This window comes from Pseudomonas sp. IT-P218 (genome assembly GCF_949767605.1).
In the GTDB taxonomy this organism is placed as follows: domain Bacteria; phylum Pseudomonadota; class Gammaproteobacteria; order Pseudomonadales; family Pseudomonadaceae; genus Aquipseudomonas; species Aquipseudomonas putida_AE.
This window is the reverse complement of the sequence record NZ_CATKQQ010000022.1, coordinates 204402-226910: the sequence shown is the minus strand read 5'-3', so window position 1 is coordinate 226910 and position 22509 is coordinate 204402. Positions and strand designations below refer to the sequence as shown.

Annotated in this window: 18 protein-coding genes and 2 pseudogenes; 17 read left to right on the top strand and 3 right to left on the bottom strand. The window is 61.8% G+C overall.

All coding sequences use genetic code 11. The annotated features are described in order from the left end of the window. Window positions 1-159 precede the first annotated feature (159 nt). Window positions 160-660: a thiol peroxidase gene (gene tpx, locus ACM6I6_RS15195; RefSeq protein WP_274077334.1), complete on the bottom strand. Its 501-nt coding sequence runs from the start codon at window positions 658-660 to the stop codon at window positions 160-162. 357 nt (window positions 661-1017) lie between these two features. Between tpx and ACM6I6_RS15190 the strand changes: the two genes are divergently transcribed. The 17 genes and pseudogenes from ACM6I6_RS15190 to ACM6I6_RS15110 all read left to right on the top strand — a co-directional run bounded on the left by ACM6I6_RS15190 (window position 1018) and on the right by ACM6I6_RS15110 (window position 21137). Next, the gene (locus ACM6I6_RS15190; protein WP_323605766.1) at window positions 1018-1443 is read left to right on the top strand and encodes a YciI family protein; all 426 of its coding nucleotides are present in this window, start codon (window positions 1018-1020) and stop codon (window positions 1441-1443) included. A 319-nt stretch (window positions 1444-1762) separates the two neighbouring features. After that, window positions 1763-2554, top strand: coding sequence for a hypothetical protein (locus tag ACM6I6_RS15185; protein WP_274076948.1), 792 nt, complete (start codon window positions 1763-1765; stop codon window positions 2552-2554). 14 nt (window positions 2555-2568) lie between these two features. Further along, window positions 2569-4020 carry a DUF1254 domain-containing protein gene (locus ACM6I6_RS15180; RefSeq protein ID WP_414920145.1) on the top strand — a complete coding sequence of 484 codons (1452 nt, stop codon included), beginning with the start codon at window positions 2569-2571 and terminating at the stop codon, window positions 4018-4020. Between the two features lie 26 nt (window positions 4021-4046). Continuing rightward, window positions 4047-4820: pseudogene (locus tag ACM6I6_RS15175) on the top strand (DUF1254 domain-containing protein); the annotation flags it as partial. A gap of 23 nt (window positions 4821-4843) precedes the next feature. After that, window positions 4844-5791, top strand: coding sequence for a transporter (locus ACM6I6_RS15170; RefSeq protein ID WP_414920144.1), 948 nt, complete (start codon window positions 4844-4846; stop codon window positions 5789-5791). Between the two features lie 8 nt (window positions 5792-5799). Further along, complete coding sequence (locus ACM6I6_RS15165) at window positions 5800-6780, top strand: AAA family ATPase (protein ID WP_274076951.1); 981 nt, start codon at window positions 5800-5802, stop codon at window positions 6778-6780. Continuing rightward, window positions 6777-7712, top strand: a complete 936-nt coding sequence (locus ACM6I6_RS15160) for a DUF58 domain-containing protein (RefSeq protein ID WP_274076952.1) — start codon at window positions 6777-6779, stop codon at window positions 7710-7712. The genes ACM6I6_RS15165 and ACM6I6_RS15160 overlap by 4 nt, the downstream gene beginning before the upstream one ends. Further along, window positions 7709-8284 (top strand): DUF4381 domain-containing protein, encoded by a 576-nt coding sequence (locus ACM6I6_RS15155; RefSeq protein WP_414920143.1) that lies wholly within the window; start codon window positions 7709-7711, stop codon window positions 8282-8284. Before ACM6I6_RS15160 ends, ACM6I6_RS15155 begins: the two co-directional genes overlap by 4 nt. Then, complete coding sequence (locus ACM6I6_RS15150) at window positions 8271-9263, top strand: vWA domain-containing protein (RefSeq protein WP_414920142.1); 993 nt, start codon at window positions 8271-8273, stop codon at window positions 9261-9263. The genes ACM6I6_RS15155 and ACM6I6_RS15150 overlap by 14 nt, the downstream gene beginning before the upstream one ends. A 1-nt stretch (window position 9264) precedes the next feature. Continuing rightward, the gene (locus tag ACM6I6_RS15145) at window positions 9265-10845 is read left to right on the top strand and encodes a VWA domain-containing protein (RefSeq protein ID WP_414920141.1); all 1581 of its coding nucleotides are present in this window, start codon (window positions 9265-9267) and stop codon (window positions 10843-10845) included. Then, entirely contained in the window at window positions 10842-12269 is a 1428-nt protein-coding gene (locus ACM6I6_RS15140; RefSeq protein ID WP_414920140.1) for a hypothetical protein, read from the top strand. The genes ACM6I6_RS15145 and ACM6I6_RS15140 overlap by 4 nt, the downstream gene beginning before the upstream one ends. Then, window positions 12266-13294 (top strand): HAD family hydrolase, encoded by a 1029-nt coding sequence (locus ACM6I6_RS15135; protein ID WP_414920139.1) that lies wholly within the window; start codon window positions 12266-12268, stop codon window positions 13292-13294. The genes ACM6I6_RS15140 and ACM6I6_RS15135 overlap by 4 nt, the downstream gene beginning before the upstream one ends. A gap of 75 nt (window positions 13295-13369) precedes the next feature. Continuing rightward, window positions 13370-14950 (top strand): arylsulfatase, encoded by a 1581-nt coding sequence (locus ACM6I6_RS15130; RefSeq protein WP_274076958.1) that lies wholly within the window; start codon window positions 13370-13372, stop codon window positions 14948-14950. A 184-nt stretch (window positions 14951-15134) separates the two neighbouring features. After that, complete coding sequence (locus tag ACM6I6_RS15125; RefSeq protein WP_414920138.1) at window positions 15135-17648, top strand: fused MFS/spermidine synthase; 2514 nt, start codon at window positions 15135-15137, stop codon at window positions 17646-17648. Between the two features lie 187 nt (window positions 17649-17835). Continuing rightward, complete coding sequence (locus ACM6I6_RS15120) at window positions 17836-20202, top strand: tetratricopeptide repeat protein (RefSeq protein ID WP_414920137.1); 2367 nt, start codon at window positions 17836-17838, stop codon at window positions 20200-20202. Between the two features lie 513 nt (window positions 20203-20715). Next, window positions 20716-20916: pseudogene (locus tag ACM6I6_RS15115) on the top strand (cytochrome C oxidase Cbb3); the annotation flags it as partial. Continuing rightward, entirely contained in the window at window positions 20916-21137 is a 222-nt protein-coding gene (locus ACM6I6_RS15110; protein WP_274076962.1) for a cbb3-type cytochrome c oxidase subunit 3, read from the top strand. The pseudogene ACM6I6_RS15115 and the gene ACM6I6_RS15110, both read left to right, overlap by 1 nt. A gap of 94 nt (window positions 21138-21231) precedes the next feature. Here the strand turns inward: ACM6I6_RS15110 and ACM6I6_RS15105 are convergent, their stop codons facing one another. Together ACM6I6_RS15105 and ACM6I6_RS15100 are read right to left on the bottom strand one after the other, a co-directional pair. Further along, window positions 21232-21726, bottom strand: coding sequence for a hypothetical protein (locus tag ACM6I6_RS15105; protein ID WP_274076963.1), 495 nt, complete (start codon window positions 21724-21726; stop codon window positions 21232-21234). Between the two features lie 109 nt (window positions 21727-21835). Further along, window positions 21836-22357: a GNAT family N-acetyltransferase gene (locus ACM6I6_RS15100; protein WP_274076964.1), complete on the bottom strand. Its 522-nt coding sequence runs from the start codon at window positions 22355-22357 to the stop codon at window positions 21836-21838. Between the last annotated feature and the right edge of the window lie 152 nt (window positions 22358-22509).

Below are 22509 nucleotides of genomic sequence, written 5' to 3'. Positions count from 1 at the left end.
TACATGAGGCTGAACGATAAGCACTGGTGGGTCATAAGCAAAGCGCCTTTACCGGCAATTTACCTTCGGCTTACGTAACAGGAGAGATATCCAACATACTGAAACACAAATGAAAACGGCCTGGACAGGGCCAGGCCGTTAACAATTGTAATGCTTTACTTACTTCAGAGCGGCGAGCGCGGCTTCGTAGTTAGGTTCTTCAGCGATTTCCTTGACCAGCTCGCTGTGCAGCACGTTGTCGTTTTCGTCCAGTACCACCACGGCACGGGCGGTCAGGCCTTTGAGTGGGCCGTCAGCAATGGCCACGCCGTAGTTCTCGATGAACTCGGCACCGCGCAGGGTCGACAGGTTCTGCACGTTTTCCAGGCCTTCGGCACCGCAGAAGCGAGCCTGGGCGAACGGCAGGTCAGCGGAGATGCACAGCACCACGGTGTTGGCGACATCGTTGGCCTGGGCGTTGAACTTGCGCACGGAAGTGGCGCAGGTCGGGGTATCGACGCTTGGGAAGATGTTCAGCACTTTGCGCTTGCCGGCGAAGTCTTGCAGGGTGACGTCGGACAGATTGCCGGCCACCAGGGAAAAGGCTGGCGCCTTGGAACCGGCTTGTGGCAGTTGGCCGTTGACTTGAACCGGGTTGCCTTTAAGAGTGACTTGAGCCATGAACGGAGTCCTTCTGAACGTTGGTGGTGGAGAATTTTGAAGAGGCAGAAGTTAACCACGAAATTGTCCGACGACCTATGGCCAAACATAAATTGTCATGCTTCGGCGCACAGAATTGCATACAACCCTTGACCCGCCCCTGCCCCCCTGTTTCCTGTTTCCCTGTAGGAGCTGCCGAAGGCTGCGATCTTTTGATCTTGATCTTCGAAGCGATAAAGTCAGGTCAAAAGATCGCAGCCTGCGGCAGCTCCTACAGGGATCGGTGTGTACCCAGGAATTTGTTGGTACAGCGTTGTCGATTTGGCCGGTGATCGTTCGACTATAACTGAACCATCCAAATCCAACGGAGACTCCACCATGCGTTTCATGATCATCATCAAAGCCAGCCAGGACTCCGAAGCCGGCATCATGCCCGGCACCGAACTGCTGACCGCCATGGGCAACTACAACGAGGAACTGGCCAAGGCCGGCATCCTCCTCGCCGGCGAAGGCCTGCAGCCGAGCAGCAAAGGCGCCCGCGTGCGCTTCGCGGGCGACAAGCGCACGGTCATCGACGGCCCCTTCGCCGAAACCAAGGAACTGATCGCCGGTTTCTGGCTGTGGCAAGTGAAGTCCAAAGAAGAAGCCATCGAATGGGTCAAGCGTTGCCCCAACCCGATGCCAGGCACCGAAGCCGAGATCGAGATTCGCCAGGTATTCGAATTGGAGGATTTCGGCGAAGAGTTGACACCGGAGTTGCGCGAGCAGGAAGAGCGGGCGTTCGGGCAGGGGAAAAAGAGCTGAAGGTTACAGCAAATACCCAGACGCCTCGCGCCTGCAGGTAGCAACCTCTTGCAGGCGCGAGCCTTGCCACCAAAGCGCGCCCCAATACGCCAGCTTCTAATTACTCCCCGCAACCCCCTGATTCGTATCAACTTTTTAGTACACAAAATTAATACGAACCCGCACACAAAACCAAAGAATTAACCCCTTCGACTAGCGAATCGCTGGTTAACTGCTAGCGTCTACAGACATATCCTACAGGCTGATAGGAAAGAGCTTACGCAGTAACGGCCGCCAAGTGCCGAGTCATCCAAATGAGCCACCAAGGAATCGGGGAATCATGTTGAACAAACCGGGGACGCGCGCCTTTTTTTTGGCGACCTTGCTTGCGCCTGTTGTTTGCGCCCAGGCGGATAACGCCGAGACCGCCAACAAAAGCAACAACCCGCTGAATTTCGCCCCGGGCATGAGCGCTCAGGACTACTACACCCCGAAGTACTACGACACCAACATCCATACCAATGACCTGCTGATACGCGGCACCCTGCCGATTGCGCCCAACGACTACATTAGCGTGCCGCAGTTGATACGCGCCACGGCGCCGATCAGTACCCACCCGGACCCGAACAGTGGCTACAGCACCGGCGAAGGTGACCTGAACCTGTTCGATATTTTCCTGGTGAAGACCGAAGGCGTGCAGTTGGGCATCGGCCCGATGATCACCGCCCCCACTGCCGACCAGGACGAGCTCGGTACCGGCAAATGGCAAGCCGGTCTGGCCGCGGTTGCGATCGACTCTTCACCCCGCGGCCTGTTGGGCGCGCTGGTGCAATACCAGAGCTCGTTCGCCGGCGACCACGACCGGCCCAACGTCGAAAGCGCAACGATGCAGCCCTTCATCATCCATAACCTGGAAAAGGGCTGGTACCTGCGCTCCACCGGCATCTGGACCTTCGACCTGAAGAACGACACCCACTACATCCCACTCGGTTTGGGTGGTGGCAAAGTGTGGAAGGACGGGTCCAATATCCTCAACGCCTTCATCGAACCGCAATGGACCGTCGAGAAAAAAGGCGATGGCATGCCGCAATTCACCCTGTTCGTCGGCCTCAACGCCACTTTCGGTAAATAAGGAATCCCCCGCCTATGCACGGTGCCATTCGCGCAGCCGGTTTCAGCCTGATGACGATGTTCGTCAGTTGCGGAGTGGGTGCCCAGGAACTGGACACCCGGATCGGCAAGATCGCCATGGAAGGCGAACTGCCCGCCCATGACGCCATTGCCAAACTCTATGCCGAACTGGACTTCCAGCAGGCGACCCAGAGTTATCTGTGGGCCTTGCCGCTGGTGTCCTACGCACAATGGCAGGAACAATTCCGCGACAAGCTGGGCGCCCACAATGGCGACCTGATGGTGCTCGACAGTTATGAAGACAAGCTTGGCGTCATCACCGCCAACGCCACCACACCCTACATCCTGGGTTTCGTCGATCTGAATGAAACCGGGCCGCTGGTGATCGAACTGCCCCCTGGCCCCACTGCGGGTGGTATTGGCGATTTCTGGCAACGGGCGATCATCGACATGGGCCAGACCGGCCCGGACAAAGGCAAGGGCGGCAAATACCTGGTGCTGCCACCGGGTGCCGAACCACCGGCCGATGCAGGCCAGTATTACCTGGCCAGGTCACAAACCATGAACGTGCTGGTAGGTTTTCGCGTGCTCGACCCCGACCCGGCCAAGGGCAAGGCACTGGTCGAGCAATTCCGGATGTACCCCTACGCCAAGCGTGCGGAGCCCAGCCAGACCAAACTGCTCTCCCCCGGCGGCAAAGCCTGGTCCGGCACCCAGCCACGGGGCATGGCGTACTGGGAGCGCTTGCACCAGATCATACAGAAAGAACCGGTCAACGAACGTGATCGCTTCTACATGGCCATGCTCGCGAGCCTTGGCATCGAGAAGGGCAAACCGTTCAACCCGACCGATGTCCAGCGCAAGGCCCTGGAACAAGGTGCACAAGTCGGCGAGCTGATTGCCAAGGCCAACACCTTCGCCAAGCGCTTTCCCGGTGCCCAGTACTGGCCGGACCGGCAGTGGGACACGGTGTTGAACATCGCCGACCCTTCCCAGCGCGTCGCTTACTACGACCAACTGTGGGAACGCAGTGCCTGGTTCTACGAGGCGGTCACCAACACCAAGGGCATGGTTTCGAAAACCCCGGGCCTGGGCCAGACCTACCTCGGCGCCTACACCGATGCCAAGGGCAACTGGCTCGACGGTGCCAAGAGCTATCGCCTGCACGTCGGCGCCAACCCGCCGGCCAAGCAGTTCTGGTCGATGACGGTGTATGACATCGACAGCCGCTGCCTGATCGACAACCCGCAGCGCAAGGCCGACCTGTCGTCGCGCCAGGATCTGAAAAAGAACGCCGATGGTTCGGTAGACCTGTACTTCGGCCCTACCGCTCCACAAGGTTTCGAAAGCAACTGGGTACAAACCCTGCCGGGCAAACACTGGTTCAGTTATTTCCGCCTGTATGCCCCGACCCTGGCCTACTTCGACAAGAGCTGGAAACTCGACGACATCACGGCCGTGGAATGACGCCGCGTGTTCATTAAGGAAGTGTCATGAATAACCGCATTCTGTTATCCGCCCTTGTACTCACCTTGAGCAGCAGTGCCTGGGCCGATTTCACCGCCACCCCGGAAGAAGCACGGGGCATCGCCAAGGAGGCCTATCTGTACGGCTTCCCGGTGGTGGAGATGTACAAGACCCTCTACACCCAGGCCGTGGACAAGCAGAGCCCGAACTTCAAGGCGCCGTTCAACCAGATCGGCAACACCGCCAAGGCATTCACCGCCAAGGACACCGCGTTCGTCACGCCGAATGCAGACACGCCTTACTCCTTCGTCTGGATGGACCTGCGCGCCGAGCCGGTGGTGCTGACCCTGCCGCCCATCGAAGAGCATCGCTATTACTCGGTGCAATTGATTGACGCCTACACGCAGAACTTCGCCTACCTGGGCACCCGCAGCACCGGCAACAACGGCGGCCATTTCATGATTGCCGGCCCCAATTGGCAAGGCCGGCAGCCGCTGAACATCGACCGCCTGCTGCGCAGCGAAAGCAACATCGCCTACGCGCTGTATCGCACGCAGTTGTTCGATGACAAGGACCTGGCCAAGGTCAAGCAGATCCAGAAGGGCTACAAGGTTGAAACCCTCAGCCACTACGACAAGCAAAAAGCCCCGCCTGCCGCGCCGAAGGTCGATTGGCCGAAACCCACGCCGACCATGAGCGACACCCCGGACCTGTTTCGCTACCTGAATTTCATGCTGTCGTTCGCCCCGCCCCAGGACGTGGAAAAAGACCTGCTCGGGCGTTTCGCGAAAATCGGCATCGAAGCCAGTAAGCGGAGCAAGTCATGATCAAGCCTTACGTAGTGCGCTCGTTGTTAGCGCTGTGCCTGGTCGGCAGTAGTCCGCTGGTGCTCGCAGTCGAGGGTGGCGTTGGCCGGCCAATCACCGGGCAACAAGTGTTTTCCAATGCCGGGATCGTGCCGCCGGAACCGGGCTGGGTGATGTCCCTGACCAGCATCTGGTACGACGGTGATCTCAAGGGCAACTCTCAGATACCGATAGGTGGCGCAATCAGTACCGACCTGGACATGAAGGTGTCCTACACCATGGCCAACTTCACCCATGTCTGGGACACCGGCAAGGGTCGCTGGAACTACGCCTCGGCCATCGGCGTGCCGGTGCAGTACACCGACGTTACCGCGAGCATCACCGGCCCCCGTGGCCGTACCCTGGGCACCGAGGACAAGGCCACCCAGTTTGCCGACATGCTGGTAACGCCGATCGCCGCCGGCTATCACTTCGACGAGGTCAACCACATCTCGTTCTCGCTGCCGATCTACGTGCCCACAGGCGCCTACGACGTCGATCGCCTGGCCAACGCCGGACAGAACACCTACACCTTCATGCCCACCGTGGCCTTCACCCATCTCGACGGCAAGGGCGGCGAGTTCACCCTGTCCAGTGGGCTGGAGTTCTATACCGAGAACGACGAGACGGACTACCAGAACGGTGACCTCTTCACCCTGGACTTGCTGTGGACCCACGGTTTCGGCAATGGCTGGGCGGCCGGCATGGCCGCCGGTTACATCCAGCAGATCAACGATGACTCCGGGTCGGGCGCCTCCAGTGGCTTTCGCGGGCGTTCGGTCGGTGCCGGCCCGGTGATTGGCTGGACCGGCAAGTTCGCCGATGCCCAGGCCAACTTCAGCCTGCGTTGGGTGCCGGAGTTCGACACCAAGAACCGCCCTGAAGGCAACGGCGTCGCCGCCAACATGACCCTGGCGTTTTTCTAGGAGCAGACATGAGCGCACTCAACGACCTTAACGCCCTGCAAGCGAGCATCGCCGAAGCGGTGCTCGGCCAGGACCAGGTGATCCGGCAGATTCTCGTCGGCCTGCTGGCCAACGGGCACCTACTGCTGGAAAGCCTGCCGGGGCTGGCCAAGACCCGTACGGTGAAGGCGCTGGCCAAACACCTGGACGCGAAGATGAGTCGCATCCAGTTCACCCCGGACCTGCTGCCGTCGGACATTACCGGTGCCGAGGTGCTGCACCAGGTCGAAGGCAAGAACGAGATCCGCTTCCAGCCGGGGCCGCTGTTCGGCAACCTGATCCTGGCCGACGAAATCAACCGCGCCCCGGCCAAGGTCCAGGCCGCGTTGCTCGAAGCCATGGAAGAACGGCAGATCACCGTGGCCGGCAACAGCCATGCGCTGCCGGAACTGTTCATCGTCGTCGCAACGCAAAACCCCATTGAACAGGAAGGCACCTACCCGCTGCCTGAAGCGCAGATGGACCGCTTCCTGATGAAGGTGCTGCTGGATTACCCGAGCGCGGAAAACGAGAGCCAGGTGCTGCGCCTGCTGCGCGAGGAAGAAGTGGCGTTGGGTGCCAAGACTGCGCCGGTACAAGGCTTCGAGCTGTCCCAGGACGTGATCTTCGCCGCACGCCGGGAAGTCAGTGCGGTGCATGTGTCCCCCGCCATCGACCGCTACCTGATCGACATCATCAATGCCACCCGCCACCCGGCCGATTACGACGCCGACCTCGGGCGCTGGATCAACATCGGTGCCAGCCCGCGCGGCGGAATCGGCCTGGATCGCTGCGCCCGCGCCGATGCCTGGCTGCAAGGCCAGGACTTCGTCTCGCCGGACAACGTGCGCGCCGTGGTGCACCCGGTGCTGCGCCATCGCCTGCAACTGAGCTACGACGCGGTGGCTGACGGCGTAACGGCCGATCAGGTGCTCGACCGTCTGCTCGACAAAGTCGCGATTGCGGCATGAATGTCGACGGTCTGGTCTATGTCTCTCTGGCGCAATTGATGGCGCTGGAGTTCAAGGCCCGTGACCTGAGTTTTGCTGCCCGCCAACCTCAAGGCAGCATCCTGGCCGGCAACCATGCGTCGCGCCTGCGTGGCCGTGGCCTGAATTTCGATGAATTGCGCCGCTATCAGCCGGGGGACGATTTGCGTCATCTGGACTGGCGGGCGTCGCTGCGCACCGGCAAACCGGTGGTGCGCACCTTTACCGAAGAACGGGACCGCCCGGCGTTGATCGTCGTCGACCAGCGCATGTCGATGTTTTTCGGCTCGCAACGCAGCTTCAAATCCGCCGTCGCCGCCGAACTCGGCGCACTGGCGGCGTGGATGGTGTTCAACGCGGGGGATCGGGTCGGCGGGCTGGTGTTCAACGATCAGCGCATCGACAGCATCGCGCCCCTGCGCAGCCGCAAGCGCATCGAAGCCTTGTGCAGCCGCATCGCCCAGCAGAATCAGGAACTCAACGCGGCCAATGCCGACGCCGAAGGCGAAGACCAGTTGGACAAGGTTTTGCAGCAGTGCCTGGCGCTGGCCGGGCATGATCATCTGATCTGCATCGTCAGCGACTTTGCCGGCGCGGGCGAGCGCACTTTGCAGTTGATGCGGCAGCTGGCGGCGCACAACGATGTGATCGCCATGCAGGTCTACGATCCGCTGGCGCTGAATCTGCCCAGGAACGGCCGTCTGCTGATCACCCAGGGCCAGTTGCAGGTTGAACTGGCGGTGGAACGTCGCCAGGTGCACCAGCCGTTGGGTGACTTTCTCAGCGGTCGGCTCAAGGACGTGGCCACGCTGCTGCGACGCAGCCAGGTGCCGTTGATGATGTTCAGCACCGCCACCGAAGCTCACGAACAACTGCGCGCCGAGCTGGGCAAACGAGCGGGAGCACGGCGGTGAACCCGAATGTGCCGAGCATCGAGCAACTCAAGGAGATCGCCCTGCCCGCGCCGGTCAGTTACGCGCCGCAGACCTGGGGTTGGTGGGTGCTGCTGGCTGTGTTGGTGGTGGCGGTTGTGCTGCTGAGCGCGCGGCGCTATGTGCAATGGCGACGTGATCGTTATCGCCGTGAGGCCCTGGTGCGCTTGGCGCAGCTGCAAAAGCGCAGTGACGATCTGAATGCGTTGCGCGAATTGCCCGAGTTGCTCAAACGCACCGCGATCTCCATGCCGAACACATCCCCTGTAGGAGCTGGCTTGCCAGCGAAGGGGGCCTTGAGGCGTGCAGTGTTCTGGCGGCCGCCTTCGCTGGCAAGCCAGCTCCTACAGGGTCCCGGAGCGCTCGAGAATGCGGATTGGCAGGCCTTCCTGCAACGGCACAGTAAAGCCCTCCTGCCCGCAGATTTCAGCCAACAGCTTGCACAACTGGCCTATGCACCCGATGCCGTGTTACGCGCCATGCCCAACGAGCAGCGCCAGCAACTGTTCAACACCTGCAAACACTGGGTGGAGCATCACCATGTGGCAGCTTGATTACCCCTGGCTGTTACTGCTTTTGCCCTTGCCATGGCTGGGCTATCGCTTCTTGCCCGATTACCGTGAGGCGCGCAGCGCGGTGCGTGTGCCGTTTTTCGCAGCCATGAGCCGCGCGGTCGGCCAGGCGCCGAGTCAGGCCGGTACGCGCACCAATCACTGGCAGTTGCTGCTGAACCTGTTGGTGTGGGCGCTGTTGCTGCTGGCCGCGTCCCGGCCGGTGTACGTGGAACAACCCATCGAGCGCCAGCAACCGGTGCGCGACCTGATGCTGGCCATCGACATTTCCCAGTCCATGGAAACCACCGATTTCACCGACGCCAACGGCCAGCAGATCAATCGCCTGGCCGCGGTCAAGGAAGTGGTGCATGGCTTTATCGACAAACGCAAAGAGGATCGCCTGGGCCTGATCGTGTTCGGCAGCGGCGCGTACCCGCAAGCGCCCTTGACCCTCGATCACGCCAGCCTGTCGCTGTTGCTGGACGACACCGGCATCGGCATGGCCGGCCCCAACACGGCGATCGGCGATGCCATTGGCCTGAGCCTGAAACTGCTCGATCAGGCTCATGAGCAGGAAAAAGTGCTGATTTTGCTCACCGACGGCAACGACACCAGCAGCGCCATCACCCCGGATCACGCAGCCGAAATGGCCGCGGCCAAAGGCGTGGTGATCCACACCATCGGCATTGGCGACCCCGAGGCTTCCGGTGAAGCCAAGGTCAACTTGCAGGGATTGCAGCAGATCGCCACGGCCACCGGTGGCAAGTTCTTCCGTGCCGAAGACCGCAACGCCCTCGATCAGGTCTACAGCACCCTCGACCAGCTCACCCCGCATCAGGTGAACACCCTCAGCCATCAACCCAAACGAGATCTGTTCTGGTGGCCGCTCGGGGCGGCGATTGCCTTGCTCGCGCTCTATCACCTGATCGCCATGCTATCTCCTCGATTGGCCATCGCACGCCAGCGGCAGGAGGCCTGAGATGGAGATCAACCTCAGCGACTTCCACTTCCTGCGCCCACTCTGGCTGTTGCTGCTGCCTTTTGCGGCGTTGTTGCCACTGCTCTGGCGCCGCAGCCGCGACTTGCAGCGGCGTTTGCGCGGCAACATCGCCGAACACCTGCTGCCGCACTTGCTGATTACCCCGCAGGATCAGCAATGGCTACGCCCGGTGCACCTGGTCTGCGCACTGTTGATGATCGGTGCGGTTGCCGCCGCCGGGCCGACCTGGGAACAGGATCGCCCGGACTTCCTGGAGAACCGGGCGCCATTGATCATCGCCGTTGACTTGTCGCCGTCCATGGATGCCACCGACGTGCAACCGAGTCGCCTGGAAGCGGCCAAGCATAAGCTGCATGACCTGATCCAGCGTCGCGCCGGTGCGCGCAATGCGCTGATCGCCTACGCCGGCAGCGCCCACCTGGTATTGCCGCCGACGGACGATCCGGCCCTGCTCGACACCTTCATCCAGGCGCTGGGCACCGAACTGATCGGCAAACCGGGGAAAAACGTCGGCGCGGTGATCGAGCAGGCCAAGCGCCTGCTGGCAGCGGAAAAAACTCCAGGCACCTTGTTGCTGATCACCGACGGCGCCGACACCTCGGCACTGGCCGGCCTGGACAAACAACTGGCAGACAGCGCGCTGCAAGTGCTGATCCTCGCGGTCGGCAGCGAAGACGGCGGGATCATCCGCGATGCCAACGGCCAGCCGCGCACCGACAGCAATGGTCGCCCGGCGCTGGGCAGTTTCGATCAGGCCGCCCTCAAGCAACTGGCGTCAGCCCTGGATGCGCCGCTGGGCAGTCTGACACTCAATGACGACGACCTGGATTGGGTCGACCTGCACGCCCAGCAGCACTTCCAGTCGGCCAGCGATGAACAGCGCGAGCTGCACTGGAAGGATGCCGGTTACTGGTTGTGCTGGCCGCTGCTATTGCTGGCGTTTTTCAGCGTGCGCAAGGGCTGGAGTGTGAATTGGATGGCCGGTCTTTTATTGGCCATCGGTATTGGCTATCAACCGGCACCGGCACAAGCCAATGCGTTGACCGATGCATTTTTCACCCCGGACCAGCAAGGTCGCTGGGCCTTCGAGCACGAACACTTCCCCCAGGCCGCCGCGCATTTCGTCGACCCGTACTGGAAAGGCATCGCCGCCTACAACGCCGCCGATTTCGACCTGGCCCTGGCCAGTTTCGCGCGCCTGGAAACGCCCCAGGCGTATTTCTACCTGGGCAACATCTACGTGCGCCGCTTCAAGTTCGACCAGGCCATCGCGGCCTACAACCAGGCGCTGAAGTTGCAGCCGCAGTTCCCCGAAGCCACGGCCAACCTGGCCCTGGCCATCGCCCTGCAGAAAGACACCGAAGACGCGGAGAAAAACGCCCCTGAGGTCAAACCCGACGAAATCAAGATGGACAAGGCACCGGGCAAGGGCCAGGGCAAACAGGTGCAGACCGAACAGGCGGCGTCGGATGCCCAGTGGTTGCAGAACCTGACGACATCGCCGGCGAAGTTCCTGAAACAAAAGTTCAGTTTGCAGGATCAGGTGGGAGGCAGGCCATGATCATTCTCAAAGACCGAGTCGCCTCCTTCGCGAGCAAGCCCGCTCCCACAGGGGATTTTTGTACACCACAGATCCCTTGTGGGAGCGGGCTTGCTCGCGAAAGCGCCAGATCAGTCACCACAAAACTCGGTACCCTGCTCCTCTGCCTGATCAGCACCACCACCCTCGCCGCCGAACCCGACCTGCGCGTCCAGGCCACCCTGCAACCCGCCGACACCGCCATGGTCGGCAGCCTCGTCGAATTGCGCCTGGACGTACTCACCGACACCTGGTTCACCAGCGCCCCCACCCTGCCCGACCTGAAACTGCCCGGTGCACTGGTGATGCCGTCCGATGGCCACGCCGAGCACCTGAACCAGACGCTCGACGGCAAATCCTTCAACGGCATGCGCTACACCTACCTGATCACGCCAAACCTGGCCCAGGCCTTCGACATCCCACCGCTGACAGTGCGGGTCACCCCGGGCCAGGCCACCAGCGAGCTCAGCGCGCAAAGCCAAGCACTGCACTTCACCGCGACGCAACCGCCAGGTTTCCTGCCCGGCGAGCCGGTGCTGGTTGCGCAAGGGCTGCGGTTCAGCCAGAAGATCGTTGATTCGTCCTCGCCGCCCAAAGTTGGCGACAGCCTCACCCGAGAGCTTACGCTTCAGGCTGACGGTGCCCTGGCCATGTCGCTGCCGACACCTTCACTGGGCGATGTCAGCGGTCTGAGCCGATACCCGAAAACCCCGCAAATCAGCAATCTGGACGACGGGCGCGGCAACTTCACCGGCGGCCAGCGCATCGACAGCGTGACCTACCGCATCGACAAACAAGGCCAATACAACCTGCCGGCCATCGAGCTGAAATGGTTTGACGCCAGCAGCCAGCAGACCCGCATCGCCCAGGTCCCGGCCGTAAGCTTCGACGCCGCCGCCAACAGCGCTTACAAGCCCGTGTTCTCGATTACCGAAGACCTGAAAAAACTCGGTCAGGGCAATCGCCTGCACCTCTCGGGTGTTGCCCTGAGCCTGCTGGCGTTGCTGTCGGGCGTGATTTTGCTCGCCTGGTTTGCCCGCCCGTATGTGCACCGCGCGCACCTCGCCTGGCAGGCCCGCCGCCGTGCCCGCCACGCGGCGTGGCTGCAATCGCCCGACTACGCCTGGCGCCAGATCCCGGCGCAACTGGATGGCCAACCGCCACAACTGGGCGCCCTGTACCTGTGGACCCGCCGCAGCCGCAACGGCCTGAAGCTGACCGGCTTCGGCCCGCGCCTGCAAGCCTTCCTGCGTGCGTGCTACGGCCGCCAGCCGACCAAGGATCAGGCGCTGCACCAACTCAACGAATCCTTGACTACGCTGCATAGTCTGGCCGAACACAAGCAGGAATCACTCGCTACCGCACTGCGACCACTCAACCCCGTTCACGAGAAGGATGTCCCATGATGAGCTCCGTATCGCTGCGCCAACTGCACGGTTTCCGGTTTCTATTGACCCTTGCCCTGAGCCTGCCATTGCTGGTCCAGGCCGCCGAACCATTGCCGTCATGGAACGACGGCCCCTCGAAAAAGAACATCATCGAATTCGTGCAAGCGGTGACCGATCAGGGCAGCAAGGACTTCGTCAAACCCGAGGACCGTATCGCCGTGTTCGATAACGACGGCACCCTGTGGAGCGAGCAGCCGATGTACTTCGAGTTTCTGTTCGCCCTGGAAGAGGTCAAGCGCACCGCAGCGCAGCACCCGGAGTGGAAAACCACCCAGCCGTTCCAGGCCGTGCTGGAAAACGATCACAAGGCCCTCGCCGCCAGCGGCCTCGACGGCATGATGAAAATCTTCGGTGCGACCCACACCGGCATGACCACCGAAGCCTTCGACGACTACGCCAAGACCTGGCTGACCCAGGCCCGCCATCCGAAAACCGGCAAGCCCTACACCGAGATGATCTTCCAGCCGATGCTGGAAATACTCGACTACCTGCGCAGCCAGAACTTCAAGACCTACATCGTTTCCGGGGGCGACACCGGCTTCATGCGCGCCTTCGCCGAGAAGGTCTACGGCATCCCGCCCGAGCAGGTGATCGGCACCACATTCGTCACCACTTTTGAGTACAAGGATGGCCAGGCGTCGATCCTGCGCACCCCGAAACTGGCGCACAACGATGACGGGCCGGGCAAACCGGTGAGCATCGACGCCGTGATCGGCCGTCGACCGATTCTCGCCTTCGGCAACTCCGACGGCGACCTGCAGATGCTGCAGTGGACCGCGGCCGGGTCGGGCAAACGATTCATGGGGCTGGTGCACCACACCGACGCCAAACGCGAATGGGCTTATGACCGCCAATCGCAGATCGGTCGGCTGGACAAGGCGCTGGACGAAGCAAACAAACGTGGCTGGACCGTCGTCGACATGGCCGCCGAATGGCGCCGGATCTATCCGTTCGATGCCGCCACAACCGGGCAAGTGCAATAAGAAAGCGTAACGCAGGACTGCAATAAACGTTTGTCGTATTCAAGCGACGCCAATGAGCAAAAAGGAGCAAGTCTTATGACTCGCATACGCAAGTGGCTACCCAAACTCGCCCTGGTCGCGACGTCGGTGATGGCAATCTCGGCAACGGCCGGGGCTGCCGATAAACCCAACATTTTGGTGATATTTGGCGACGACATCGGCCAGACCAACATCAGTGCCTATTCCATGGGCGTGGTCGGCTACAAGACGCCGAACATCGACCGCATCGCCAAGGAAGGCATGATGTTCACCGACTATTACGCGGAGAACAGTTGCACGGCAGGACGTTCGTCGTTCATCACCGGGCAGACGCCTCTGCGTACCGGCTTATCCAAAGTCGGCGTACCGGGTGCACCGGTCGGCCTGCAAAAGCGTGACATCACCATTGCCCAGGCGCTGAAATCCCAGGGCTATGCGACCGGTCAGTTCGGCAAGAACCACTTGGGCGACAAGGATGAATACCTGCCGACCAACCACGGTTTCGACGAGTTCTTCGGCAACCTCTACCACCTCAACGCCGAAGAAGAACCCGAGCGTCCGTACTGGCCCAAGGACGACCCCGAGTTCGTCAAGGCCGTGTCACCCCGGGGCGTGATCCACAGCTTCGCCGACGGCAAGATCGAAGACACCGGTGCGCTGACCACCAAGCGCATGGAAACCATCGACGACGAAACCACGGCGGCGGCGCAAGCGTTCATCGAGAAACAGGCCAAGGCCGACAAGCCGTTCTTCGTCTGGATGAACACCACCCGCATGCACTTGTTCACCCACGTACGCGAGTCGATGAAAGGCCAGAGCGGCATGCCCGGCAACGACTATGCGGACGGCATGCTCGAACATGACGGCGACGTCGGCAAGCTGCTGAAAACCCTCGATGACCTGAAAATCACCGACAACACCATCGTCGTCTACACCACTGACAACGGCCCGAACCAGTTCTCCTGGCCGGACGCCGCGACCACGCCGTTCCGCAACGAGAAGAACTCCAACTGGGAAGGCGCCTACCGGGTTCCAGCCATGATTCGCTGGCCAGGCAAAATCAAACCGGGTGAAGTGTCCAACGAGATGTTCTCGGGCCTGGACTGGTTCCCGACCTTGCTGGCTGCCGTGGGTGAGCCTGACGTAAAAAACAAGCTGCTCAAAGGCTGGGCACCGACTTCGGGCGGTAACAACTTCAAGGTGCACCTGGACGGTTACAACCAGCTGCCTTACCTGACCGGCCAACAGCCTAAAAGCGAGCGCAAGGAGTTCTACTACTTCAACGACGACGGCGTGCTGGTGTCGATGCGCTTCGATAACTGGAAGGCGGTATTCTGCGAGCAGCGCGCACCTGGCGGCTTCAAAGTCTGGAGCGAACCGTTCGTATGCCTGCGCGTACCGAAAATCTTCAACCTGCGGATGGACCCGTACGAAAGGGCCGACATCGTTTCCGACCAATACTACGATTGGACCACCAAGAACGTTTACCTGACTGAAATGGCAGTCATGAAGTCGGCTGCGTTCCTGCAAACGTTCATCGATTACCCACCAAGCCAGAAACCGGCCAGCTTCAGCGTTGACCAGATCCGTGCTGCGGTAGATGCGAAAATTGCTGAAAAAATGAAAGCTGCACAGTAAGACCGCTTGACCGCCGCTCGCCTTCACCGGCGAGCGGACTTATTTTCGACTTGGGACCGCATCGGCCCCTTCGCGAGCAAGCCCGCTCCCACAGGGGGCCGCGTTCCAAATGTGGGAGCGGGCTTGCTCGCGAAAGGGACGGCACAGTCACAGGTGTTCTTGAACCGGAACAAGGCAATCCGCAATGTCCTCACGTGTCGCCAGCAAGTCGTCGGCCATACCCGCCCCCCACGTCGCCTCCCCGGCGCTGTTGATCCCCGCCCTGCTGCTGTTCGTCTCCGGCGCCGCGGCGCTGGTGTACCAGGTGCTGTGGATCAAGCAGCTGTCGCTGGTGGTGGGCGTCGAGGTGTACGCCATCACCACCGGGATCAGCGCATTTTTCGCTGGCTTGGCCCTGGGTGGATTGCTGTTCGGCCGCTGGGCGGACCGCCTGCAGCAACCGGTGCTGCTGTACGCCGGGCTGGAAGTGCTGGTGGCGGTGCTGGGTGTCGGCGCGACCTTCGCCATGAGCGTCGCGGCCAGCCCTTTCGCCTGGCTGGAACAACACATCGGCCTGCTGGCCTGGGTGCTGCCGTTTGTGCTGGTGGGCGTTCCGGCGCTGCTGATGGGCGGTACGTTGCCGGTACTGGTTCGCTCCCTGGCCAGCGACCCGCAGCAGTTGGGCAAGGCCGGCGGCCACCTGTACGCGGCCAACACCGCCGGCGCCATCGCCGGCACGCTGCTCGCTGCGTTCGTGCTGATCGCCACCCTCGGCGTGCGCGGCAGTGCCCTGGCCGCCGCGATGCTCAACCTGCTGGCGGCCGCGGGCGCCCTGTGGTTCCAGCGCCATCGTTCGCCCGCCGTTGAGGCACCGGTCAAGCACCACGCCAACAAGGCGCCGGATCGCCTGGCCCTGTGGCTGTACTCGATTGCCGGTGGGGTGGCCCTGGGTTACGAAGTGGTCTGGTCGCAATCCATCGTGCAGTTCATGAGTACCCGCACCTACGCGTTTGCCGTGGTGTTGGCGACCTACCTCACCGGGCTGTTCCTCGGCAGCGCCCTGCTCGCCCGACGGGTCGATCGCCTGCGCGATCCCTGGGGGGTGTTCGGCCTGCTGATCGCCGGTGCCGGCTTGATCGCCTTGCTGGAAATTGCCCTGCTGGGGCGCTGGCTAGTGCTCGCGCAAAGCGTGGCCGAAGCCTGGGTGTTGTCATGGGGTGCCAGTGAATTGCTGGGCATGAGCGTACGCTTTGCGGTGGCCGCATTGAGCATCGTGTTCGTGCCGACCGTGCTGCTCGGCGCGGCGTTTCCCGTGGCCCTGCGCCTGAGCGTCGGGCGCGAGCATGTCGGGCGAAATGTCGGTGAGGTGGTAGCGTTCAATACCCTGGGCGGCATCGTCGGGGTGATGCTCTGCGGTTTTGTGCTGATCCCGCTGCTAGGGCTGGTACGAACCTTGGGATTGCTGGCGATCATCGCCGCCGGAATCGGCTACTTTGCGGTGCGCAAGGGTCATGGCGTGAAGAAAGGCCGGCGCCAGGGTGTGATCGCGGTCGGCCTGGTCTCGCTGGCGCTGGCGCTGCTGACCCCGGTGGACAAACTGGCCAGCCTGCTGCCCGGCGCGCGCAACGGTACCCTGGCGTTCTACGAGGAAGGACGCGGCGGCACCGTGGCCGTGGTCACCCAGGGCAAGGGCCAGCGGGCGTTCCAGCGTTTGTACATCCAGGGCGTGTCCAATACCGGCGATGCCATGCCTTCGCTGCGCTACATGCGGATTCAGGCGCTGTTGCCGCTGTTGATCCACAACGGCGAACCGCGTTCGGCGCTGGTGATCGGTTTCGGTACGGGCATCACGGCGGGTGCCCTCACCCGCTATCCGGGCCTGGAACACCGGGTGGTCGCCGAGCTGCTGCCTTCGGTGGTCAAGGCGGCGCCCTTGTTCAAGGGCAACTTCAATGCGGCTGCCGACCCGGGTGTCGACGTGCGCCTGCGCGACGGTCGCCAGGAACTGCTGCGCAACCCGCAGCCCTACGACCTGATCACCCTGGAACCGCCACCGCCCTCCGCTGCCGGCGTGGTCAACCTGTATTCCCGGGATTTCTATCAACTGGCCGCCAGCCGCCTGCAGAAACAGGGCCTGGTCGCCCAGTGGCTGCCATTGCCGACGCAGAACATCGACGACGCGCGTTCGCTGGTGCGCAGCTTCCTCGATGTCTTCCCTTACGCGACGCTGTGGACCAGCGAGTTCCACGAGATGCTGCTGGTGGGCTCGATGGAGCCGATAGAGCTGGATGCGGCGAAAATCAACCAGCGCTTCCAGCAGGACAACGTACGCAGCACCTTGCAGGACGTCGGCATCGGCTCGGCCGCCGCTCTGCTCGCGACCTGGGTGACCGATCGCGCCGGCCTGGAGCGCTTCGCCGCTGACGCCCCCGCGGTGACGGACGATCAGCCTCGAATCGAATACGCGCCGTGGGTGCGAGCCAAGGAAATCAGCCGAGTGCTGCCAGCCCTGCTGGACTTGCACGTTGCGCCGCCGCTGGTGAATGCCGATGCCGGGTTCAACGAGCGCATGAATGCTCATCGGCAACGCCTGATGCAGTTCTACCGGGCAAGCCTGCATGCGTATGACGGTGACCGGGATGCCTGGGCCAGGGATGTGCGCGAGGTGATGCGCGGGGATGGCGGGAATCCGTATTTCCGCTGGTTTGTCGGGGAATGACAGATCGCTATCGCGAGCAAGCTCGCTCCCACATTGGAATGCGTTCCCCTGTGGGAGCGGGCTTGCTCGCGAAGGGGCCATCCGCTTCACCAAAACCATCATTTGACACACGCCGCCCTTCCGGCAAAGCTGCCTCGAGCCTCAACGCGCGCCTGACGGCAAACGCACCTGGACTACGGAAGTCGTAATGCCGACACATAAAAATAACGCAGCAAAGCCAAACCCTGATTCGCAACCGAACCTGATCAATCGTTACCTGTTCCCCGTCACCATCGGCATCCTGCTGCTGGCGGTCGCGGGCATCGGCTGGTTCCTGTTCAGCAGCCAACCGGCCCCCGTGCCCCCTGCGCCGGTCAGCGCACCTGTCGCACAGCCCGCCAAACCACAACCGCAACCCATTGCCGTGGCGCCGGCGAAAATGGTCGACGAACAACAATGCCAGGGCTGCCACAGCGCCCAGGTCAAGGACTGGCAAGGTTCCCATCACCAATTGGCAATGCAGGAAGCCAACGCCGAGACCATGCTGGGCGACTTCAACAACGTCACTTTCAAAGCCGAAAACGAAACCACCCGCTTCTCGCGCAAGGACGACGGATTCTGGGTCAACACCCCCGGCATCGATGGCAAGAACACCGATTTCAAGGTCGCCTACACCTTCGGCATCGCACCGTTGCAGCAGTACCTGATCGAAGTCGGCGAAGGTCGCTTGCAAGCCCTGGGCATCGCCTGGGATACCGAGAAGCACCGCTGGTTTCATCTCTATCCGGGCCAGGGCGTGACCTTCAAGGACCCGCTGCACTGGAGCAAACCCAGCCAGAACGCCAACTTCATGTGCGTCGAGTGCCACACCACCGGTTACAAGCGCAATTTCGATGCCGCGAAAAACACCTTCGACGGCCAGTGGAACAGCCTCGGCGTCGGCTGCCAGGCCTGCCACGGTCCGGCTTCCAATCACCTGGAATGGACGGCGAAAAAGACCGACCTGATCCACGCAGGGTTCGCCGTCGACCTCAAGGACAAGAACGCCACCGTCGAAATCGAAACCTGCGCCCGCTGTCACTCGCGCCGCGCGCCGCTGGGCGATGGCTTCACCGTCGGCAAGCGCCTGATGGATGATTACCTGCCAAGCGCCCTGACCCGCGAGCTGTACGCCCTGGACGGCAAGATCAAGGACGAAGTGTTCGAGCACGGCTCCTTCGCCCAGAGCAAAATGTTCGACAAGGGGGTGCGTTGCAGCAACTGCCACAACCCCCACAGCAGCGAACTCAAGGCACCGGGTAACGGCGTCTGCCTGCAATGCCACAACACCGCCGGCAAGACACCGGTGGCAACCGTCGACGGCAAAGGCCTGCAAGCGAAGAACTACGACTCCATCGAACATACCCGCCACACCATGGGCCAGCCAGGTTCGCAGTGCGTGGATTGCCATATGCCCGGCAAGTTCTACATGGGCAACGACTTCCGGCATGACCACAGTTTCAGCATCCCCAACCCCGAGCGCGCGAAAAAACTCGGCACGCCGGACGCCTGCCTGACCTGTCACCAGGGCAAGGCCGGCGACAAGGTCACCGAGCAGTTCAAGCTCTGGAACACGGCCAACGCCAGCGCCTTGCAAGCCCCACGCTACGACGAAAGCCTGTGGCTGATTCGCAACGGCCAGCCCGGCGCCGCGCAAGCCTTGTACGAGCAACTGCAACGCAGCAACCTGCCGGCGATCCAACGGGCGACGCTGTTGACGGAGTTGCCGCTGTACCCCAGTGAGCAGGCGCTGAAACTGGCGACCAAGGACCTGGCCAACCCGGCACCGCAAGTGCGCGAAAGCGCCATCCGTGCCATTAGCGCATTCCTGCCGCCGCCAGAGCGTGCGCCACTGTTGACGCCCCTGTTGAGCGACCCGGTGAAGGCCGTGCGCATCGCGGCGGCCCGCGACTTGCTCAGCGTCGCCCGCAATGGCTTGGGCAGCGCCCAGGGCAATTGGGAGTCTGCCATCGGCGAATACGAAGCCGTGCAAAAGAGCCTGGCCGAACGCGCCGAAGCCAACATCAACCTGGCCATGCTCTATCAGGCCAACGGCCGCACCGCAGAGGTCGAAGGCTTGTTGCGCACATCACTGCAGCGCGACCCGGACTTCTACCCGGCGCTGGTGACCCTGGTGCAGTGGCTGGAGGCCAATGGTCGCAGCCAGGAAGCCCAGGCGCTGATGGCGCAAAGCCTGAAGGAACACCCGGATGCGGCACTGCTGCAACACACCCAGGGCTTGTCACTGGTGCGCGCCGGCAAAGCCGAACAGGCCATGCCGTTCCTGCGCAAGGCCGCACAACTGGAGCCGCAGAGTGCGCAGTACGGCTACGTGCTGGCCGTGGCCCTGCATGACAGCGGCAAGGTCGATGCGGCGTGTGAGGAGCTGGAACGGCTGTTGAAAGTGCAGCCTGCCAACCGTAATGCCCGGCTGTCGTTGATCCAGTACTACCTGGATAACGGCCAGGAACCCAAGGCCCAGGTGTTGTTGCAGGGCTGGAAGAAAATGAACATGGGAGATCCGGCGCTGAAGTGATTGGTGGCTGATCCCAAGGCCCCTTCGCGAGCAAGCCCGCTCCCACATTGGATCTGTTCGGGTCACAGATTTTGTGAACTCTGAAGATCAAATGTGGGAGCGGGCTTGCTCGCGAAAACGTCAGCCCTGCCAATGAACAACTTGACTCACCGCCTGACCCAGGTGCCGGATATCCTCGAACGACTGGCTCAGGTGGATGCACGCCATCCAGACCTCCGGCAACGTGCTTTTGCATGTACAGGCCGTTCTGCACGTCGTACTGATACATGTAAATACCTCAACAGGATTTGGCGCATAACCCTGTAGGAGCGAGCTTGCTCGCGATGGACGTCAACGATAACGCGTGAAGCCAGACACCCCGTGGCGCTCTCGGGTTTTTCGCGAGCAAGCTCGCTCCTACAGAGGCATATGACTATGGACCGATGCTAATCTTCGTAACAGATTCAGCCATATGTGGAAAAACCATATCAGAGAAATACCCCGCGCATTCACGTCATGCTGGTTCTGATCCGCATGTGGCGCGCGATCAACGACGACGGCACGCTGACCTATTCCTTCGTCGAGGCCTTGCAGGCCAGCCACCCGGGGTTCGTGGTGCGTTTTGCCGGGGGTGTGCTGTTCCTCACCGGCATGCTGGTGATGGCATACAACCTGTGGCGCACGGTGCGGGTGGCTGACGTGGCGATGGCTGAACGTGAGGCGCAGATAGCCTGATGGCCGAGATCCTGTTGAATATCCTGGGGGTGGTGTTTGGGTGGGTCGCCATCGAGTACTGCCTGCGCCATCAGACGGCTGAAAGCCTGGACGATGCCAGTTTGATTCCGTTTGCCGATGATCCGGAGGTTGCGCGGCGGGTGGAAGCCGCGACGGGCAAGACCATCAATGCGGTGGCGCCGCAAGAGCCTCGAAAGGGTTGGGGAAATCTGGAGGTTTGAGGTGAAGCTGAGGACGCCATCGCTGGCAAGCCAGCTCCTACAGGGACCGTACAACCCGTGTAGGAGCTGGCTAGCCAGCCATCGCGGTCTTGGATCAGCCGCGTTCGCGAGGAATCAGGCTCTGCAACTGCTGGGCGAGGAAATTCCCGTCGAAGGCAAAGGTATCGGGGTCTTTCAAGCCATTGGTCTTGCGCCACTGCCAGCTCGTGGACGGCGGCAGGCAGACCAGCGATACGCTGCCATAACGCGCCGCGGTAAACCCCATCACCGCCAGTGAAATCTGACCGCCGACACCCATCACGTCGGGCACGAACTCCACCGGTTTGCCGGCGATCAGGATGCTCAGCTTTTCAGTCTTGAAGGTGGAGCTCTCCACCGGCACGCTCGGCCCCGACGCGACATACGCCTCGCGGCTGACCTCCAGCAAATGGGGCGCCTTGACCGGCTCCAGCCATTGCTGGATCTGGTCGAACAGCTCACCAATGCGCGCCGCCCACTCGCTCGATTGCGTCTCGAACAGCTGCTTCTTGTGCGCTTCGCTTTCTGCGTAGTGGCGAAGCATCTCACCCAGTTGCTGTACATCGTCCATTGCGGTGTTCCTATGGTTGGAGCAGTGCTGCGGACATTGAGCATGGCAGATGCGCGCCACCGACGTACGACTAAACGTACGAGCGGTGGCGTTTACCCCTGGCGAGCGATCAATCGGCTCCGGGCATGCGGCGCAGGCGCGCCATGCTCAAGGTATCGACGAAGGCACCGTCACGCACCGCATAGTCGCGAAACAGGCCTTCGTTTTCGAAACCGAACTTGCGGTACAGGCCGATGGCGGCTTCGTTGTCGGCATACACGCTCAGCTCGACCCGCCGCAGGTTCATCCAGTTGTCCGCGATATCCAGCGCCGCCGCCAACAGTGTCGAACCCACGCCCTTGCCCTGCCACGCAGGGGCTACGCCCATGCCGAAGTTGCCGACATGGCTGCGACGGATACGGGAAAACTGTTCCAGGGTGATGCTGCCGATAACCGTCCCTTGGTGCACGGCCACCAGTTGAAAAACCCGCTCGTTGTCCGTCGCCAGGCGTCTGTGCCAGGTTTCGGAGGACGGAAACGGCATTTGCAGCGTTTGACGGGCAACCAGCGGTTCGCGGTAAAGCGCGGTGATGCCTTCAACGTGGGAATCGTTGAGGCGTTCGAGGGTGATGACAGCGTCGGTGGCGGTCATGGGTGATTCATCCTTGAGACAGGCATGGCCAGTTACTCTATACCGCTTTGCACTGGGCGGGAATATAAGAAGAGTACGCCAATTAGCAGTGCTGTAGCGGCAAAAAATCCGTGGTGGTATTCGTAGATTCATTTTTAAAACAAACAACCTAT

What these genes read in the sequence shown, in the direction of transcription:
- tpx (WP_274077334.1), bottom strand. Translation starts at nt 660, where the DNA reads ATGGCTCAAGTCACTCTTAAAGGCAACCCGGTTCAAGTCAACGGCCAA.
- ACM6I6_RS15190 (WP_323605766.1), top strand. Translation starts at nt 1,018, where the DNA reads ATGCGTTTCATGATCATCATCAAAGCCAGCCAGGACTCCGAAGCCGGC.
- ACM6I6_RS15185 (WP_274076948.1), top strand. Translation starts at nt 1,763, where the DNA reads ATGTTGAACAAACCGGGGACGCGCGCCTTTTTTTTGGCGACCTTGCTT.
- ACM6I6_RS15180 (WP_414920145.1), top strand. Translation starts at nt 2,569, where the DNA reads ATGCACGGTGCCATTCGCGCAGCCGGTTTCAGCCTGATGACGATGTTC.
- ACM6I6_RS15170 (WP_414920144.1), top strand. Translation starts at nt 4,844, where the DNA reads ATGATCAAGCCTTACGTAGTGCGCTCGTTGTTAGCGCTGTGCCTGGTC.
- ACM6I6_RS15165 (WP_274076951.1), top strand. Translation starts at nt 5,800, where the DNA reads ATGAGCGCACTCAACGACCTTAACGCCCTGCAAGCGAGCATCGCCGAA.
- ACM6I6_RS15160 (WP_274076952.1), top strand. Translation starts at nt 6,777, where the DNA reads ATGAATGTCGACGGTCTGGTCTATGTCTCTCTGGCGCAATTGATGGCG.
- ACM6I6_RS15150 (WP_414920142.1), top strand. Translation starts at nt 8,271, where the DNA reads ATGTGGCAGCTTGATTACCCCTGGCTGTTACTGCTTTTGCCCTTGCCA.
- ACM6I6_RS15145 (WP_414920141.1), top strand. Translation starts at nt 9,265, where the DNA reads ATGGAGATCAACCTCAGCGACTTCCACTTCCTGCGCCCACTCTGGCTG.
- ACM6I6_RS15140 (WP_414920140.1), top strand. Translation starts at nt 10,842, where the DNA reads ATGATCATTCTCAAAGACCGAGTCGCCTCCTTCGCGAGCAAGCCCGCT.
- ACM6I6_RS15135 (WP_414920139.1), top strand. Translation starts at nt 12,266, where the DNA reads ATGATGAGCTCCGTATCGCTGCGCCAACTGCACGGTTTCCGGTTTCTA.
- ACM6I6_RS15130 (WP_274076958.1), top strand. Translation starts at nt 13,370, where the DNA reads ATGACTCGCATACGCAAGTGGCTACCCAAACTCGCCCTGGTCGCGACG.
- ACM6I6_RS15125 (WP_414920138.1), top strand. Translation starts at nt 15,135, where the DNA reads ATGTCCTCACGTGTCGCCAGCAAGTCGTCGGCCATACCCGCCCCCCAC.
- ACM6I6_RS15120 (WP_414920137.1), top strand. Translation starts at nt 17,836, where the DNA reads ATGCCGACACATAAAAATAACGCAGCAAAGCCAAACCCTGATTCGCAA.
- ACM6I6_RS15110 (WP_274076962.1), top strand. Translation starts at nt 20,916, where the DNA reads ATGGCCGAGATCCTGTTGAATATCCTGGGGGTGGTGTTTGGGTGGGTC.
- ACM6I6_RS15105 (WP_274076963.1), bottom strand. Translation starts at nt 21,726, where the DNA reads ATGGACGATGTACAGCAACTGGGTGAGATGCTTCGCCACTACGCAGAA.
- ACM6I6_RS15100 (WP_274076964.1), bottom strand. Translation starts at nt 22,357, where the DNA reads ATGACCGCCACCGACGCTGTCATCACCCTCGAACGCCTCAACGATTCC.